Origin of the sequence: Falsiroseomonas sp. (assembly GCF_041690465.1) — a bacterium.
Classification (GTDB): domain Bacteria; phylum Pseudomonadota; class Alphaproteobacteria; order Acetobacterales; family Acetobacteraceae; genus Falsiroseomonas.
Map to the genome: position 1 here is coordinate 1 of NZ_JAWLHG010000045.1, position 15,790 is coordinate 15,790.

Genomic DNA, 15,790 nt, shown 5'->3' on the forward strand with positions numbered 1-15,790 from the left:
GCGCAGGATCTCATTGGCCCGGCGAAGCTCGCGAACCTCTCGCTCCAAGGCCTTGATCCGTTCCCGCTCCTCGCTCGTCACGCCCGGCCGCTGGCCCGCGTCGCGCTCGGCTTGCCGCACCCATTTGCGCAACGTCTCGTCCGTGCAGCCGATCTTGCCCGCAATCGAGCATCGGGTGCTTGCGGCTGTCGCCTGGTGGCACGCCTATCACGGCACCACCGACGACTTCGCAGCCACCATCGCCGCTGGGCGCGCCGCGGCGGATGCGGCGATCGCGCTCGACGCACAGGACCATCACGCCTGGCGGCAGAAGGGGCTGCTGGCCTTCATGGCGCAGGATCGGACGACGGGGCTGTCGGCGTTGCGGCACGCCCATGGCCTCAATCCCAACTGCGCGGTCACGCTGGCCTGGCTAAGCCTGAACGAGGCGCTGCACGGCGAGGCGGAGCGTGGCGTGCCGCTGGCCGAGGCCGCGCTGCGCCGCAGCCGGCGCGACCCCGCACGCGGCGAGATGCTCTGCGCGCTCGGTTTCGCGCATGGCGCGGCTGCCTCGGCCCACGCCGCGCTGCTCGGCATGGCGAATGCCGCGCCGCCGCTAGTGCTGGGCGCGATCGCGCAGGTCGGCACGGGCGACCTGGCGGCAGCGGCCGCGACCTTCGCGCGCCTGAACGCGCCCGCGCTCGCGCTGGCCGCCGCGCGGCTGGCGGGGCGCTGGCTCTCGACCAACCCCGACTACCAGGCCCGCGGGCACACCTTCCTGCGCGTCGCTGCCGGATTGGCGCCGCCCAAGGAAGCCGACGCGCTGCGATAGGCGGCGATTTAGTTTTCTTTAGCGCGTCGTGTGTCGGCCGATCTCGCAATCGGGTGAGCATCGGAGCATGCGTCAGGAAGAGAGCACGGAACGCACGGGCCCATTGGCGATCAACGGCGCCTTCGTTCACGCCCGGATCCGCCGATGACGGGCGCGCGGCGTGCGATCCTCTGGCTATTCCTCGCCGTCCTCCCGCTGGCGGCGCTCTCGGTTCTCGGCGCGTCGTCTCTAACCGGCGCACTCGACAGCCTGCTTGAGCTGCGGCGGCTGGCGCAGGAGGAGATGCTCGGCCCGCCGCTGATTTACGCCGTGCTGCTGCTTCAGGCGGCGCTCATCGCGATTCCTTTCGTGCCGGGGGCGGAGGTGGGATTCCTGCTGCTGGCGCTGTGCCGGGCGCAGCTCGCCGGCCACGTCTATGCGGCGACCGTCGTTGGCCTGCTGCTGGCCTTCGCCATTGGGCGGTCGTTTCCACCGCGCAGCGTGGAGCGATTGCTCGCGCGGCTCCGGCTCGACCGGGCCGCCGCCACCGTGGCGTGTCTGGCGCAGCAGAGTGCCGCGCCCCCGCCCGGCACCTCGCCGCTGCGGCGCCTCGCCGTCCGGCTGCTACGCCATCGCTGCCTGTGCCTCGTCCTGCTGATCAACACGCCGGGCAACACGCTGCTGGGCGGCGGCGGCGGCATCGCGATGGCGGCGGGGCTGGGCGGGCTTTTCAGCTTCCGGCAGTTCCTGGCGAGCGTGCTGATCGCCGTGGCGCCGGTGCCCGCCTTCGTTCTTCTGCTGGCGGCGTGGTCATGACCCAGGGAGCAATCAACCGATGACAAGAACTGCCGAGACGAACGGCCTCTTGTGGGGCGCGCGGGCGCGCGACTGGGCGGAGGTGCAGGAGGGCCAATGCGCCGCCGCCTTCCGCGCCGTGCTGGACCATGCCGCCGTTGGCCCGGGCACGTGCCACCTGGATGTCGGCTGCGGCGCGGGCATGGCCGCTGCGCTGTCGGCCTCGCGCGGCGCCACCGTGTGCGGGCTGGACGCCGCCGAGGCGCTGCTGGAGATCGCGCGGGAACGCACGCCGACCGGCGATTTCCGCCAGGGCGATCTCGAGGCGCTGCCCTTCGAGGATGACAGCTTCGACCTCGTCACCGGCTTCAATGCCTTCCAGTACGCCGGCGACGCCGCGCAGGCGCTGCGCGAGGCGGGGCGCGTCGCGAAGCCCGGCGGCATGGTCGTCATCATGACCTGGGGCGATCCGGCGGGGATGGAGGCGGCTTCCCTGGTCGGCGCGATGAAGCCGCTGCTGCCCGCCCCGCCGCCCGGTGCACCTGGTCCCTTCGCGCTGTCGGATGAGACGGCACTGCGCGCCTTCGCCGCGGCCGGCGGGCTGACGCCGGGGACAGTCTTCGACGTGGACACGCACTGGTCCTATCCCGACGAGGCGACAGGGCTGCGCGGGCTGGGCTCGGCCGGCGTTGCCGTTCGGGCCATCGAGCATTCGGGCCGGGAAGCCTTCATCGAAGCGCATCGCGCCGCCCTCGCGCCGTTCCGCCAACCCGACGGCAGCTTCCGCGTCGCCGCGCGCTTCCGCTGCCTGGTCGCGATGCCAGGGACGTGAGGACTTCGCCATGTCAGTGCCTGCCGCCGTGCCCATCCTGCACCTGACCGAGGACGCCGACGGCATCTCCCGCTTCGCCGATGCGGCCGCTCCGCTGGACCCAGGCACCCTCGCCCCAACAGCCCCGCTCATGCCGATCTTCGCCACCGAGGCGGCGACCGGGCTGCTCTACCTCATCCCGCCCGCAGGCTGGGGCGGCGCGCAGCACTCCTCGTGCGGCGGCAGGTGGCCTTCTGCCTCTCGGGCCGGCTGCGTGTCGAGGCCGGCGACGGCGAGGTGCGGAAGTTCGGAGCCGGCGCGATCTGGCGGATGGCGGATGTCGGGCACAGGCCACACCGCCACCGTGCTCGGCGATCAGGACGTGCGGCTGGCCATCGTGCAACCGTGACAGACCCGCTCGAAAAAGACGCCGGGTGGGCGCAACGCAAGGGAGACGTCATGACACTGCAGGTCATCGGGTCCGGCTTCGGCCGGACCGGCACGAAGTCGCTCAAGGCAGCGCTGGAGATGCTGGGCTTCGCCCCCCTGCCACCACATGCACGAGATCGTCGAGCACCCCGAACAGGTGGCGCATTGGCAGGCGCTGGCCGCCGGCCGCGCCGTGGATTGGAGGGAGGTCTTCGCCGGTTACCGCGCCCAGGTGGACTGGCCCGGCGCCCATGTCTGGCGCGAACTCGCGGCGGCCTTTCCGCAGGCGAAGGTGGTCCACACCATCCGCCCCGAGGATAGGTGGTGGGCAAGCTTCGACAAGACGATCGGCAAGCTGTTACGCCGCTACCGCGACCTGCCGCTGCCGCCGCACATCGCCGACATCCTGACCGCCTGGAACGAACTGGTGGGCAAGCAGACCTTCGGCGGCGCTCTCGACGACCGCGAGATCGCGCTGTCTGCCTATCGCCACCGGACCGAGGAGGTCCGCGCGGCGCTGCCCGCCGACCGCCTGCTGGTCTTCGACGTGGCGCAGGGCTGGGCCCCGCTCTGCGCGTTCCTCGGCGTCGCGGCGCCGGCGGAGCCGTTTCCGCACCACAAACTCCGCGCCGATTTCTGGGAGGTCCTCGGTGGCGAGCCTGCCTGAGGCGCGCGTGGAGATGACTCCGGAGGCCAGGGGACGGATCACTGCGGAAAAGGGCGCATGACTGCTGGGCGATGCGACCGCGAAGCTGGAGTGCTTCGTCGCTGCCGCACAGGCGGGCTTCCTTCCCATCCGCGTGGATCCGGCGATCCGCGAGACCGTCCTGTTCAAGCTGCTGTTTAACACCTGCATGAACCCGACCGGCGCGCTGACCGGGCTGAGCTATGGCGAGTTGGTCAGCCACCCGCACACGCTCGGGCTGATCGAACGCCTGGCCGAGGAGACGCTGGCGGTGCTGGCGGCCGAGTTCGACTATCGCCCGGCGCCATCTGGCGCAGCCTACGCGCGGGAGACCCTGGCGCCGGCCATGCTGGCGCGCAGCGCGGGGCACCGCTCCTCCATGCTGCAGGACATCGCGGCGGGGCGGCGGACCGAGATCGATAGCCTCAACGGCGCCGTCGCTTGGCTTGGCTGGCAGCACGGCATCACCACGCCCACCCATGATGCGCTGATCGACCTGATCGGTGCGCGCAGGCCGATCGAGGAGATTTCCGCCGAGATCAAGGATGGCGATTGCCTGCAGATCGGCATCGGCGGCGTGCCGAACGCGGTGTGTCGCGCGCTTGCGCAGGCCGGTGTGAAGGATCTCGGCATCAACACGGAGATGCTGGTGGACGGCCTGATGGAACTGGTGAAGGTCGGCGCCGCCACGGGGTCGCGCAAGCAGGTCGATGTCGGCAAGGCGGTCTATGCCTTCGCCATCGGATCGCGCGAGCTCTACGCCTGCATCGACCGCAATCCCGACTTCGAGACGCGCGCGGTGGGCTACACGAACCTGCCGCATCCGGTGTCGCGCAACGACAACGTCGTCGCGGTCAACAGCACCGGGCAAATGGATCTGCAGGGCCAAGCGGCATCGGAATCATCCGGGCACCGGCATTTCAGCGGCACCGGCGGCCAGCTCGGCTTCGTGCGCGCCGCCTACCAGTCCAAGGACGGTCGGGCGTTCCTGTGCATGCCATCGACGTATGAGAGGCGTGGCGTGCGCAAGAGCCGCGTCGTCATCGATCTTCCCGGCGGGACCATCGTCACGGTTCCCCGGACGGATGTGATGTATGCCGTGACCGAATACGGCATGGTCTGCCTGAAGGGGAAATCCGTCGCCGAGCGCGCCAAGGCGATGATCTCCATCGCTCATCCGGATTTCCGCGAGGAACTGGAACGGGAGGCCTACGGCAATGGCCTCATCCCGCGCGCGTATTTCTGGTGGGCGCAGTATCCGCGATCGCCGCCGGCGGGTGCGCGGTCGGAGGCCTAGGTGAATGACGGTGCCGCGGGACAGCGGCGCGCTGCGCATCTTCGTTCCGGTGGCGATCCGCGCCATCTTCGCACGGCTCGCCCCGCGCCTGGAGGCGGCCGCGAAGCGGGCGGTGGTGCCGGTCTTCGACCTGAACCCGGCGATCCCGGAGCGCATCCTGGCAGGAGAGGCATACGACATCGGCCTGACCAATCCGCCCTACGTGGACGCGCTGGTCGCGGCGGGACGCGCCGACGGCGCGAGCCACCGTCCGTTCGGCCGCATCCCCCTCGCCATCGGCCGCAGGGCTGGGGTGGAGGGTCCCGTCCTGACCGACGCAGCCGGGATCGCAGCGCTGCTGCGCGGCGCCGAGAGCATCGCCTACACCGGCGATGGCACAAGCGGGCGAACCTATCTCGACGCGATTGCGCGGCTCGGCCTGGCGGAGGCAGTGGCACCGAAGAGCCGGCCGATGGGCGCCGGCGGACCAGTCGCCTCGGTTGCCGCCGGCGAGGCGGAGCTTGCCGTGGGGCCGCTCACCACGATCATGGCGAGCCCGGGGGTGGTTCCAGCGGCGATCTTCCCCGCGGCGGCCGGCGCGCAGATCGACATGTCAGTGTTCCTGAGCACGTCGCGCGCAGCGGGTGCGGCTGAGGTGCTGGGTGTCCTGACGGGGGCGGAACTCGACGCCGAACTGGCGGCCGCCGGCGTGATGCGGCTCGACCCGCGCTCGTGAGGCTCGCTCAGCTTTGGCGTGATCCGCCTGGGCTGCACGGCCTGGTCCTTTGCACGTTCTCCACCCGGATGCCGTGACGGACGATCCCCTTCTTGGCCGGGGTCACGGCACCAGCACGACCTTGCCATCCATAGGCGCCGGGCGCCAAAACCGCCACTTGCGCCGCCGCCGCGTCGGCAAGCGGCATCTCTCGCCCGATGGTCGGCCTCAGTGCACCCTCCGCCACGCCTGCCATGATGTCCTGCACCATCGGCTTCACCTGCTCCGGTGCCGCGTTCCAGAGTTGGATCCCGCGTTTGTCGCGCTCCCGTATCATGGCCAGGCGCGGATTGGCGGCGATTCCCCGCGGTTGCCGATCACGATGATCCGACCGTATTTGGCGACGAGATCCATGTCGGCGGCGAGATTGACGTTGGCGAACATATCGAGGATCAGCTCCGGCCCGCGGCCGCGGTGTAGCCTTTCACCTCGTCGAGGTAGCCCTTCCGGGTGTGATCGACGGCCAGGGCCGCGCCTGCTTCGACAATCAGCGCGAGCGCCCTGGCGCTGCCCGCACTGCCGACGACCTTCAGGCCCGCGCGCTTCGCCAGTTGGATGGCCGCCGTGCCGACGGAGCCGCTGGCGCCGTGGATGAAGACCGTCTCTCCCGAACGGGCACCGCATCTTCCAAAGATAGCTTCTACACTGGATGCCGGTGCGACCATGCCGGTCAAGCCGCACGCGCCTCGCCTGTTCGGCTGACTTCCGCGCTTCGATCCGGTAGCGTGACGCGCACGCGCAGCCCCGGCGCGGCGTCTTCCATGGCGATGGTCAGGCCGTGCAGATCGGCTACCGCGCGCACCAGGGCGAGGCCGAGCCCGCTGCCCGGCGTGGATCGCGCGGCGTCGAGGCGCAGGAAGCGGCGGAACACCCGCTCGCGATCGGCTTCAGGGATGCCGGGCCCGTCATCGGCCACGATGATCTGACGCTCGCCGAGGGTAAGCTCCACATGGCCATCAGGCCGTCCGTGGCGGATCGCGTTCTCGACCAGGTTCGCGAGCAACTGCGTCAGCAGCGCAGGATCGCCTGGCAAGATCACGCCAGACGCGATGCGGGCGGTAAGGGTCTGGCCACGCTCCTCCGCGGCCGGGGCATAGACCTCCGCGACCGACTGGGCGATCGCGGACAGGTCCGCCTGGCTGAATCCGGCGCGCCGCGTGCCGGATTCCACCTGCGCGATGCGCATCAGTGCAGCGAAAATCTCGAGCAGGTTGTCCGCCTCGGCCTGCGCTTCCGCAATCGCCGCGGCCGTCGGCGCGCGCGCCACCATGTCGAGCCGTTGCCGCAGGCGGGTCAGCGGCGTGCGCAGGTCGTGGGCGATGTCGTCCGTGACCTCGCGCAGCGAGGCCATAAGGCCCTGCATGCGGTCGAGCGTGGCATTGATCCGCGCGGCCAGGCGGTCGAACTCGTCGCCGCCGGGGCCGACCGCCAGGCGCCGCTCCAGCGCCCCCGCCTGCACCGCGCCGAGCGCCGCCTCCATCGCCGCGGCACGCCGTGCGACGCTGCGGCCGATCAGCAGCCCGCCCAGCAGGCCGAGCAGCAGCACCGCGCCCGCCACCCACATGGCGCCGGCGAGCAGCCGCCGTTCCAACTCGCGCACCGCGGAGAGATCCCGCCCGACCACCAGCCTCCCGCCCTCCGGCAGTTGGGCGGCGAGCATCATCACCGGTGCCTCGGCGCCGTCCGGTCGCACCACCCGTCCCTCATGCCATCCCGGCCGCCGGGGCACGACCGAAAGATTGCCCGCGACGCGCTGCCCGCTCGGCGTGGCGAGCAGGTAGTATTCGGTGCCCGCGCGATCGGCGGCCATGCGCGTCTCGATCGAAAGCGCGATGCCGCGTGCGCCGGAAAGCGCGCCGGATTGGAGCAGGACGCCGACGCCACGCTCGATCTCCTGCGCAGCCTGGCGCGCGGCGAAGCCCGCCGTGGACCACCAGGCAACGCCGCCGACCAGGCCGGTGCCGACCACCGTCAGCACCAGATGCATCAGCGTCAACCGGAAGGCCGTGGTGCGCGCGAAGGCCCAGCGGCGTGTCGCTTCAGCCATCAGCGCGGATGACGTAGCCGGCGCCGCGGACGGTGTGGATCAGGTCCCGGTCGAAGCCCTTGTCCACCTTGGCGCGCAGCCGGCTGATATGCGTCTCGACCACGCTGGTCCTCGGGTCGAAATGGAAGTCCCAGACGCCCTCCAGCAGCATGGTCCGCGTCACCACCTGGCCTTCGCGCTGCATCAGGTATTCGAGCAACCGGAATTCCCTGGGCTGCAACTCGATCCGCCGCCCCCCGCGAGAGACGGTGCGCCGGATGAGGTCCATCTCGAGATCGGCGACCCGCAGCGTCGTGACCTGCGCCTGCAGCGGCGGGCGGCGGGCGAGCGCGTTTATGCGCGCGATCAGCTCGGCGAAGGCGAAGGGCTTGGCGAGGTAGTCGTCGCCGCCCGCCTCCAGGCCCTCCACGCGGTCGCCGACGCCGGCTCGGGCGGTCAGGAAGATCACCGGTGTCACGATGCCCGCGGCGCGGGCGGCGCGCACCATCGAAAGCCCGTCGAGCTTCGGCAGCATGCGGTCCACCACCATCACCTGATACCCGCCGCCGGTGGCGAGGAAGAGACCGTCCTGGCCATCCGCCGCCCGGTCCACAACGTGGCCGGCCTCTTCCAGCCCACGCTCGACATAGGCCGCCGTCGCGGCATCGTCCTCGACGAGCAGGATGCGCAACCGAAGCCTCCCTGACTGACCGCGCCACCATACGCATCCGTAAGGATGGCGACAAAGAGCGACGAGGCGCGGTGCGTTCTTCTGCCCGCCATGCCCCGCCGGCCGGCGGGGTTCCGCGACCCTGCTCCTCGGGAGATAACGATGGCTTCCCTCTTCACCCCGCGCCGTTCCGCGCTTGCCGCTGGCCTGCTGGCCATGGCGCTCGGCACCACGGCGCTCACCGCCATGCCCGGCACGGCACAGCAGGTGCCGCCTCCGGCCGTGGTCGCGCAGCTCGCGGCGCCGAACTTCGCCGACGTCGCCGCCCGCGTCGCCCCCTCCGTGGTCCGCGTGCTGACGACCGAGCGCGTCGCCAACGCCGGTGTCGAGGTGCCGCCGCAGCTCCGCGGCACGCCGATGGAGGAGATGTTCCGTCGCTTCGGCGGGCGCGAGATGCCGCGGCCGGAGCAGCGCCGCGCCGGCCAGGGCTCCGGCTTCGTCGTCGATCCCGACGGCTACGTCGTGACCAACGCCCATGTCGTCGGCGAGAACGCCGAGGTCCGCGTGGCGATGGCCGATGGGCGGGAGATGTCGGCGCGGGTGATCGGGCGCGACATCGCGACCGACATCGCGCTGCTCAAGGTCGAGGCGGGCGGACCGCTCGTCGCGCTCGCCTTCGGCGACAGCGACAAGGCTCGCGTCGGCGAATGGGTGATGGCGATGGGCAATCCCTTCGGCCTCGGCGGTACTGTCACGGCAGGCATCGTCTCGGCGCGCGGGAGGCAGATCGGCGCCGGCCCCTATGACGACTTCATCCAGACCGATGCCTCGATCAATCCGGGCAATTCGGGCGGCCCGCTGTTCAATACGGCCGGCGAGGTGGTCGGCATGAACACCGCAATCTTCTCGCCCTCCGGCGGGAATATCGGCATCGGCTTCGCCGTGCCGTCGAAGATGGTGCAGCAGGTCGTCACGCAGCTCCGCGAGCATGGTTCGGTGCGGCGCGGCTGGCTGGGCGTCTCGCTGCAGCCGATGGATAGGGAGCTGGCGACGGTGCTGCGCATCGAGGACGCGAAGGGCGCGCTGGTGGCCGACGTGGAGCCGAACAGCCCTGCCGCGCGGGCGGGCATCCGCCCCGGCGACGTGCTCACGGCAATCGATGGAACCCGGGTGGAGTCGCCGCGTGACCTCGCCGCCGGCGTGGCTGCGGTGACGCCGGGCCGTATTGCGACGCTGGCGGTGCTGCGCGACGGCGCGGCACTCGAGCAGCGCGTCGAGATCGGCACCTCGCCGGCCAGCCGCGAGGCCGCTGCCAAGGGCGGTGCCGCGTCCGCGCCGACGAGCATCGGCATCGGCCTGGCGCCGCGGCCGGAAGGCGGCGTCGCCATCACCAGGGTCGAGCCGGGCAGCGTGGCGGCGGAGCGCGGCCTGCGCGCCGGCGACGTGGTGCTGCGCGCCGGCGATCGCGAGGCGAAGGCGCCGAACGACGTGGTGGAAGCAGTGGGTGCAGCGCGCAGCGCCGGGCGGCCCTCCATCGCCTTCCAGGTGGAGCGGGACGGGGCGCGTCGCTTCGTGGCCATCCCGCTGAACGCAGGCTGAACCGCGGCCGGCCACGTCAGGTCCGGCAGGCGGCGGCGGGTTGTTCCCTGCCTGTCGCCGCACCTCCGGACATGACGGAAAGGGGGCGGACCATCCCATGGAGAGGGCGCTATGCTCGGCCCCTCCGCACCCGACGCGGGTATGCACTCGTCGGTCGCAAGCGCCACTCCTCCTCGTCGAGCGCTTCATCGGCGATGCCGGATGTCAGGGAGCGAAGATGGCCGCCGTCGTGAGCGGCACCTGCCCCATTCGTCGCAGGCCGTCGCGGAGGTGACTGCCGGCGCGACACGCAACGCTGGGCGCACAGGTGGAAGCAGAGACGCCGGCCAGGCTCGTCGGCTTCGCCCTCGAGGGCCACCGTGTCGCGACTCTGCTTGCACGCACGGGCCGGTATGGCCGCATCACGGCCGCCTGCCTCCAAGCAACCCACCAACGCCGCGCACCAGGCCCTGCGCGACGCCCTGCACCTCGCGCGGGACGAGCGGAATCGGCGTTGCCGCAGCCTCCGGCATGCGGCCGGCGCGTCCAAGCCGGGCGGCCGTCAGCGCCACCCCGCAATCGCCGCCCGGCGGTATGCTGCCGGTCACGCCGCGCAGGAACTCGACCGTGCTGTTGCGCCAGAGCCGGTTCGCGACCGCGTCGCCGACCACCTGCGCAAGGGCAGGCCCTGGTTCCACGCCGACGCGCGGCGCCATCAGCGTGCCGCCGATCGTGACCGGCGTGCGGACGGTGACGCCCATCAGCGAGACGTCGGCCAGCAGCCGCGCGGCCACGGTCTCGTTGCCGAGGTTGACGGCGAGGCTGCCATCGATCCGGCCGAAATCACCTTCCGCCAGCAGCACCTGGCTCTGCGCGATGCCGTCCTCCGCCGACAGGCGCAGCGCGAGGCAGCGCAGCCCGACGCCGCCGGCGGGGGAGCCGCGGGGCAACAGGATGCGCGACAGGTCGGGCCCGATGGACAGCGCGGTCGCGCCCGTGAAGCGGCCACCGACCATCGCGATGCCAGCCTCGCCGCGAAGCGTGGCGGCCAGTGCCGGCAGGCTCGCGCCCTGCGCCCGCAGGTCGAGGCTGAGTTCGGCATCGCCGTCGAGCGCGGCCGGCGTGCCGAAGGCACGACGCAGCGCCGCCAGGTCCAGCCCGCGCCCGCGGCTGTCAAGCTGCAGCACGGCCTGTGGCAGGCGTGCTGCCGCATCGAGCGACAGGCGTCCGCCGAGCACGCCGCCCGGCGAGGTCACGACCAGCCGGTCGAGCACCAGACGGCCGTTCTCCAGCGTCAGCGTCGCGCTGGCATCGCGCCATCGCGTGCCGCCAGCCGTCATGGTCGCCGCCGACAGGGCGAGGCTCGCATCGGCGGCGCGGAGCGCCTCGACCGGCAGGGACACCTGCGGGATCAGGCGCTGTGCCCGGCGCCCCGGCGCGGTGCTCCGCGCGCCGGCGATGGCATCGAGGTCGAGGCGGCGCATTGCCAGCCGGCCGCGGAAGGCGGTGCGCGGTGCGAAGGCGATCGCGAGCTCGCCTTCCGCCTCCACCACGTTTGCCGTCGTGGAGAGCGACGCGAGCCGCAATTGGCTTGTGCCGAGCCCGGAGAGCCGCGCCCGCGCGGTCACGCCGGTCAGGCGCGGCAGCGTCGTGCCGAACAACGGCCCGAGCCGCGACAGGTCCGGCGTGGTGAGCCGCGCATCGAATGCGGTTGCGCCGAGATCCAGGTTCCGACGCACCGCTGCGCTCAGCGTCAGGCGGGACGGGCCCGAGGTCACCGTCGCCTCGACCGGCCATGTCTCCTCCTCCGTCGCCTCCAGCAGGCTGCGGAGCGAGGGCAGGGTGAGCACCAGGGCAAGCTCCGCGCCGGCACGCCGTCCCTTGGCCGACACCGTCACCGCGTCCTCGAGCGAGGCCGCGCGCAGCTCCGCGCGTGTCAGCCGCAGCCCCGGGACGGCCGCGCCGAGATCCGTCGCGCCGAGCTTGAGCGTCAAATCCGATACGGCCGGCATCGGGCTGCCCGGCCCGAGACGCGCCTTGAGGCCGATCGGCCCAGGCGCGAGCGGCAGGTCTGGCCGGCCCACGGCCCGCGCCAGGCGTTGCACGGTCCCCGGCTCCGTCTGCGCATCCAGCGCGAGCGACCAGCCGGGCGCCTCCATGCGGCGCGGCCAGGTGCCGCGCAGGGTGAAGCGAAGCCCTTCGCCCGTCGCGGTGCCGGTCAGAGGCAGCGCGCCGGCGGCCTCCTCGCCAACGCTCGCCGAGACGGTCAGCGCCTCGCCATTCAGGCGGATACGGCCGGCCAGCTCGATCGGGTCATGCGGATCGTCGCGTGCGAAGGTCAGGGAGTCGATCTCGATGCGCTCGATCGGCGCACCGGGCAGCAGGATGCGGGAGGATACGATCTCCAGCCCGCCGATGCCGAGGCCGCCGGACGAGGAACCGGCGCCGCCATCCCGGAAGGACCAGTTGGCGCGCCCCGCCGCGTCGCGCTCCAGCAGGATCTCCGAATCCGCCAGCAGCAGGCTGCCGATCTCGACCCGGCCCGCCAGCAGCGGCAGCAGCGCGAGCGTCACCTCCAGCCGCCCGATGCGGGCGAAGTCTGGCGCGCTCCCGCCCGCGATATTGGCGATGGTCGCATCGGCCATGGCGATGCGCGGCTTGAGGCCGGGCCGGACGGAAACCGCGCCATGCGTGACGCTGCGCCCGATCGCGCGTTCCAGCGCCGCATCCACCTGCGCCGTCAGCGCGCCGCGCGCGAGCGCGACCTGCAGCGCGACCACCGCCCCGCCGGAGAGCAGCGCGATGCCCGCCGCGCCGATGAGCGCGAGGCGCAGCCAGCGGCTCATCGCCAGCGCGCAGAGGACGGCGCCGGTGGGCGCCGGTTCAGAGGGGCGGCGTCTTTGCCCATTCGAATCCGTCCCGCGCGCTGTCGTAGCCATAGGCGTAGAGGGCGCGCATGAAGCCGGGCTCGAAGGGGGATTCGAGCCGCTGTGTGAAATCCGACCCGATATAGGCGAGGTTGTAGTCCACCCCGTCGCGCTGCGCGAAGAAGTAGAGGCGCACGGCATCGTTGAAGCCGCTCGCCGCGATCATGCTGGAGATCGCGCGCCCCGCGATGCTGACACCTCGGCGGTCCACCATCGCCCACTCGGAATCGAGACGCCCGTTGCGGATGATCCAGGCACGCGCGGGCTGGACGCGCCGCCCGCGCGCGATCGCGGCGCGGCGCGCGCTGGTCACCGCGCTCGGGTAGAGGAAGGCCTGCATGAAGGTGCCGCCATCGACATGCATCTCCTGGTGCGGCACGCCGTCGATCGTGACGTCGAACATGACGGGCGGAAAGGCGCCCGGGATGGCCGCGGAGGCCAGCAGGATGCGGCGAACGGTATCGAGGGCGCGGGGATGGCCGCTGCTTGCGATCGCACCGATGTTCCAGACGATGGGTGCCTGGGCGTCGATGTCTGCGGTGCCGATCAGCAGCAGGCGACCCTGCTGGTAGGCCTCGGCGATGGCGCCGAGCATGCGCTCGTCCACGTACTGCGAGATGGTGTCGAACAGCGGCGAGGTATCGGCCAGCGCATCGTCGAAGATCGCGGCGGTGATCCAGCGGCGCCGCAGGACGCGTCCGGGCGTGATGTTGGTGTAGACGTCCTTCAGTGCCTCGTCCCAGTCGGGGCCGAGATAGGCGAATGGCGCGGTGAGTGCACCGGTGGAGACGCCCGTCGCCAGGTCGAAGACCGGTCGCGTCCCCTGCGCCGTCCAGCCGTTCAGCAGCCCTGCCCCGAACGCGCCGTTCTCGCCGCCGCCCGAGACGGCCAGCAGGTTCAGCTCCGGCAGCGTAGCACCCTCCGGCAGGTTCAGCGCCTGGCGCCGGCGGGCAAAGGCGGCCACGACTTCCTGGTCAAGCGCAGCCTGACCTGCCGGCGTTGCAATACGATAGCGTTCGTTCGGCAGGCCGAGCACGCGCGCCTCGGCGGAGCGGTCGGCCGGCACGGCGGCGAGCCTTGGCGGGATCGCACAACCCGGAAGGACGAATGCGGAACCGAGGCCGAAAAAGCCGCGGATCAGTCGGCGCCGAGAAGTGTGGACCGGGGGGGCGCCGTGAGTCGGCAAGACTGAGGTTCCTTTCCAGCCCGTCGTCTCTTAGGTGAAGGAGCGGCACGTGGGAACGCCGCCGCTGGAAGCGATGTCGGCCCCGCCAGCAAGTGAGACGTTCGGCACAGGTGCGGGAACAACAGCCAACCGCCATGCAGGTCACGGATGGATCAGCGGCGCCCGCCCGGCGGCCGGCGGCTCCCCCGGTCCCGTCCGCCCTTCCGCAGCTGTCAGGCGCCGCATTGTGGGATCGCTCGCCCCTTTTCCCTCCTGCCCAGAAGACTTGAAGGGAGTGGAAGCGATGACGGTTCAGATGCTCGGGCTCGATCCCGGCAAGAACAGCTGCGGCGGGGTTGGGCTTGATGTCCCGGGGCGCGTCGTTCTGCGTCGGCGGGTCAGACGCGAAAGCATCCCTGCACCAGCGGCGAAGCAGCCGGGCTGCGTGGTGGCGCGCGCGACCTTGGCCGGCTCCTCGCGGCGCCGGGACAAGAAGTGCGGCTGATGTCGCCCGAGTATATCCGCCCCTGCCTGAAGGCGCCGAAGAACGACGGCCGCGACGCGGCTGACGACGCGCTTCGTCGTGCCCAAGGCGGATAAACAGCTGGACGTGCAGGCGCTGCACCGGGCGCGCGACCGCCTGGTCGGCGTGATCTCGTAGCCTGGCCTGGCCTCGTGCCCCGTCAGGCAACGGGCGACAAGCCGAGGCTGCTCGGCATCACCAGGCGCGGGAGCAATCTCCGCCACGGCCCGGGAGAACTGCCAGACCTCAGCGCCCTGGCTGTCGACCCGAAAGCACGCGCCAACCTTGATCGCCACGCTGGTGGCGTGGCGATCAGGGTCGGCGGCTTGCCTATTGCGCCTTGATGTCAGCGGCGCGGATCACGCCGCCCCATTTGTCGATCTCGGCGCGTTGGAAGGTGGCGAACTCCTCGGCCGTGCTGCCCACGGGATCGAGGCCGAGCTGCGCGGCCCGCGCCGCGACATCGGGCTGGCGCAACGCATCGGCGACTTCCTGCTGCAGGCGCAGGATGGCAGATGCCGGCGTGCCGGCACGCACCATCATGCCGTACCAGTTCACCACCTCGAAGTCGGGCAGCGTTTCCTTTGCCGCCGGCACCTCCGGCAACGCGGCCATGCGACGCGCGCCGGTGGTCGCCAGAGCGCGCACGCGTCCCGCCTCGATGTGCGGTTGGCCGATTGCCAGCGCGTCGAACATGAACTGCACACGGCCGCCGATCAGGTCGGCATAGGCCGGCGAGCTGCCGCGATAGGGCACGTGCACGGTGCGGATATTCGCCTGCGCGTTCAGCAGCTCGCCCGAGAGATGCGGCAGTCCGCCATTGCCGGAGGAGCCGTAGTTGAGCTCGCCGGGCTTCGAGCGCGCGAGTGCGATGAACTCCGCCAGCGTGTTCGCCGGCACCGAGGGATTCACCACCATCACGAAGGGCAGCGAGGCGACGAGCGAAAGCGGGGCGAAATCGCGCGCGAGGTCCACCCTGTCGGCATAAAGCACAGGGTTCACTGCCAGATTGCCGGTGGTGCCGAACAGGATGGTGAGCCCATCGGGCTCCGACTGCGCCACGCCCTGTGTCGCGATCAGCCCATTGGCGCCGGGCCGGTTCTCCACCACCACGGCTTGGCCGAGCTTCTCCGACATCTTCGGCGCCATCAGCCGCGCGAGGATGTCGATGCCGCCGCCCGGCGGGAAGCCGATCACGATCCGCAGGGGGCGCGTGGGCGACCAGGCCTGCGCCGCGGCGCCACGCGCCAGGAACGGCAGGGCAGCGGTTCCGAGCATCAGTCCGCGGCGTGTGGTGGAGCCTGTCATGAGCTGCCTTCCTCCCTGCCGATCCGTTCCGC

General features: G+C 71.5%; 13 protein-coding genes and 3 pseudogenes. 9 read left to right on the forward strand and 7 right to left on the reverse strand.

Annotation, left to right across the window (positions count from 1 at the left end; all coding sequences use genetic code 11):
• Nucleotides 1-168: pseudogene (locus tag ACESM1_RS25785) on the reverse strand (transposase); the annotation flags it as partial.
• Between ACESM1_RS25785 and ACESM1_RS25790 the strand changes: the two are divergent.
• The 7 genes and pseudogenes from ACESM1_RS25790 (at nt 155) to ACESM1_RS25820 (ending at nt 5,522) form a co-directional block, all read left to right on the forward strand.
• Nucleotides 155-811 carry a hypothetical protein gene (locus ACESM1_RS25790; RefSeq protein WP_372624101.1) on the forward strand — a complete coding sequence of 219 codons (657 nt, stop codon included), beginning with the start codon at nt 155-157 and terminating at the stop codon, nt 809-811. The pseudogene ACESM1_RS25785 and the gene ACESM1_RS25790 overlap by 14 nt on opposite strands.
• Before the next feature lie 144 nt (nt 812-955).
• Nucleotides 956-1,606, forward strand: coding sequence for a hypothetical protein (locus tag ACESM1_RS25795; RefSeq protein WP_372624102.1), 651 nt, complete (start codon nt 956-958; stop codon nt 1,604-1,606).
• A 19-nt stretch (nt 1,607-1,625) separates the two neighbouring features.
• Complete coding sequence (locus ACESM1_RS25800; RefSeq protein ID WP_372624103.1) at nt 1,626-2,417, forward strand: class I SAM-dependent methyltransferase; 792 nt, start codon at nt 1,626-1,628, stop codon at nt 2,415-2,417.
• 438 nt (nt 2,418-2,855) lie between these two features.
• Nucleotides 2,856-2,930: pseudogene (locus tag ACESM1_RS25805) on the forward strand (sulfotransferase); the annotation flags it as partial.
• Nucleotides 2,931-2,952: 22 nt separating this feature from the next.
• Nucleotides 2,953-3,492, forward strand: a complete 540-nt coding sequence (locus ACESM1_RS25810; RefSeq protein WP_372624104.1) for a sulfotransferase family protein — start codon at nt 2,953-2,955, stop codon at nt 3,490-3,492.
• Nucleotides 3,493-3,625: 133 nt separating this feature from the next.
• Complete coding sequence (locus ACESM1_RS25815; protein WP_372624105.1) at nt 3,626-4,807, forward strand: acetyl-CoA hydrolase/transferase C-terminal domain-containing protein; 1,182 nt, start codon at nt 3,626-3,628, stop codon at nt 4,805-4,807.
• A gap of 4 nt (nt 4,808-4,811) precedes the next feature.
• Entirely contained in the window at nt 4,812-5,522 is a 711-nt protein-coding gene (locus ACESM1_RS25820) for a substrate-binding domain-containing protein (RefSeq protein ID WP_372624106.1), read from the forward strand.
• Between the two features lie 431 nt (nt 5,523-5,953).
• Here ACESM1_RS25820 and ACESM1_RS25825 read toward each other — a convergent pair whose 3' ends face one another.
• The 3 genes from ACESM1_RS25825 to ACESM1_RS25835 are packed head-to-tail and all read right to left on the reverse strand — an operon-like array spanning nt 5,954 to nt 8,278.
• Nucleotides 5,954-6,235 (reverse strand): zinc-binding dehydrogenase, encoded by a 282-nt coding sequence (locus tag ACESM1_RS25825; RefSeq protein ID WP_372624107.1) that lies wholly within the window; start codon nt 6,233-6,235, stop codon nt 5,954-5,956.
• Nucleotides 6,232-7,608: a sensor histidine kinase gene (locus ACESM1_RS25830; protein ID WP_372624108.1), complete on the reverse strand. Its 1,377-nt coding sequence runs from the start codon at nt 7,606-7,608 to the stop codon at nt 6,232-6,234. Before ACESM1_RS25830 ends, ACESM1_RS25825 begins: the two co-directional genes overlap by 4 nt.
• Nucleotides 7,601-8,278 carry a winged helix-turn-helix domain-containing protein gene (locus tag ACESM1_RS25835; RefSeq protein ID WP_372624109.1) on the reverse strand — a complete coding sequence of 226 codons (678 nt, stop codon included), beginning with the start codon at nt 8,276-8,278 and terminating at the stop codon, nt 7,601-7,603. The genes ACESM1_RS25830 and ACESM1_RS25835 overlap by 8 nt, the downstream gene beginning before the upstream one ends.
• Nucleotides 8,279-8,419: 141 nt before the next feature.
• Here ACESM1_RS25835 and ACESM1_RS25840 point away from each other — a divergent pair, with 141 nt between their 5' ends.
• Nucleotides 8,420-9,856 (forward strand): Do family serine endopeptidase, encoded by a 1,437-nt coding sequence (locus ACESM1_RS25840; RefSeq protein ID WP_372624110.1) that lies wholly within the window; start codon nt 8,420-8,422, stop codon nt 9,854-9,856.
• A 401-nt stretch (nt 9,857-10,257) separates the two neighbouring features.
• Here ACESM1_RS25840 and ACESM1_RS25845 read toward each other — a convergent pair whose 3' ends face one another.
• Nucleotides 10,258-12,681 carry an AsmA family protein gene (locus ACESM1_RS25845; protein WP_372624111.1) on the reverse strand — a complete coding sequence of 808 codons (2,424 nt, stop codon included), beginning with the start codon at nt 12,679-12,681 and terminating at the stop codon, nt 10,258-10,260.
• Nucleotides 12,682-12,718: 37 nt separating this feature from the next.
• The gene (locus ACESM1_RS25850) at nt 12,719-13,828 is read right to left on the reverse strand and encodes a patatin-like phospholipase family protein (RefSeq protein WP_372624112.1); all 1,110 of its coding nucleotides are present in this window, start codon (nt 13,826-13,828) and stop codon (nt 12,719-12,721) included.
• A 403-nt stretch (nt 13,829-14,231) separates the two neighbouring features.
• Here ACESM1_RS25850 and ACESM1_RS25855 point away from each other — a divergent pair.
• Nucleotides 14,232-14,576, forward strand: a pseudogene (locus ACESM1_RS25855) (IS110 family transposase); the annotation flags it as partial.
• A gap of 204 nt (nt 14,577-14,780) precedes the next feature.
• Here the strand turns inward: ACESM1_RS25855 and ACESM1_RS25860 are convergent.
• Nucleotides 14,781-15,758 carry a Bug family tripartite tricarboxylate transporter substrate binding protein gene (locus ACESM1_RS25860; RefSeq protein WP_372624113.1) on the reverse strand — a complete coding sequence of 326 codons (978 nt, stop codon included), beginning with the start codon at nt 15,756-15,758 and terminating at the stop codon, nt 14,781-14,783.
• Between the last annotated feature and the right edge of the window lie 32 nt (nt 15,759-15,790).

Excerpts from the sequence above, each read along its gene's own strand:
- ACESM1_RS25795 (WP_372624102.1), top strand. The coding sequence starts at position 956 with ATGACGGGCGCGCGGCGTGCGATCCTCTGGCTATTCCTCGCCGTCCTC.
- ACESM1_RS25800 (WP_372624103.1), top strand. The coding sequence starts at position 1,626 with ATGACAAGAACTGCCGAGACGAACGGCCTCTTGTGGGGCGCGCGGGCG.
- ACESM1_RS25810 (WP_372624104.1), top strand. The coding sequence starts at position 2,953 with ATGCACGAGATCGTCGAGCACCCCGAACAGGTGGCGCATTGGCAGGCG.
- ACESM1_RS25820 (WP_372624106.1), top strand. The coding sequence starts at position 4,812 with ATGACGGTGCCGCGGGACAGCGGCGCGCTGCGCATCTTCGTTCCGGTG.
- ACESM1_RS25830 (WP_372624108.1), bottom strand. The coding sequence starts at position 7,608 with ATGGCTGAAGCGACACGCCGCTGGGCCTTCGCGCGCACCACGGCCTTC.
- ACESM1_RS25840 (WP_372624110.1), top strand. The coding sequence starts at position 8,420 with ATGGCTTCCCTCTTCACCCCGCGCCGTTCCGCGCTTGCCGCTGGCCTG.
- ACESM1_RS25845 (WP_372624111.1), bottom strand. The coding sequence starts at position 12,681 with ATGAGCCGCTGGCTGCGCCTCGCGCTCATCGGCGCGGCGGGCATCGCG.
- ACESM1_RS25860 (WP_372624113.1), bottom strand. The coding sequence starts at position 15,758 with ATGACAGGCTCCACCACACGCCGCGGACTGATGCTCGGAACCGCTGCC.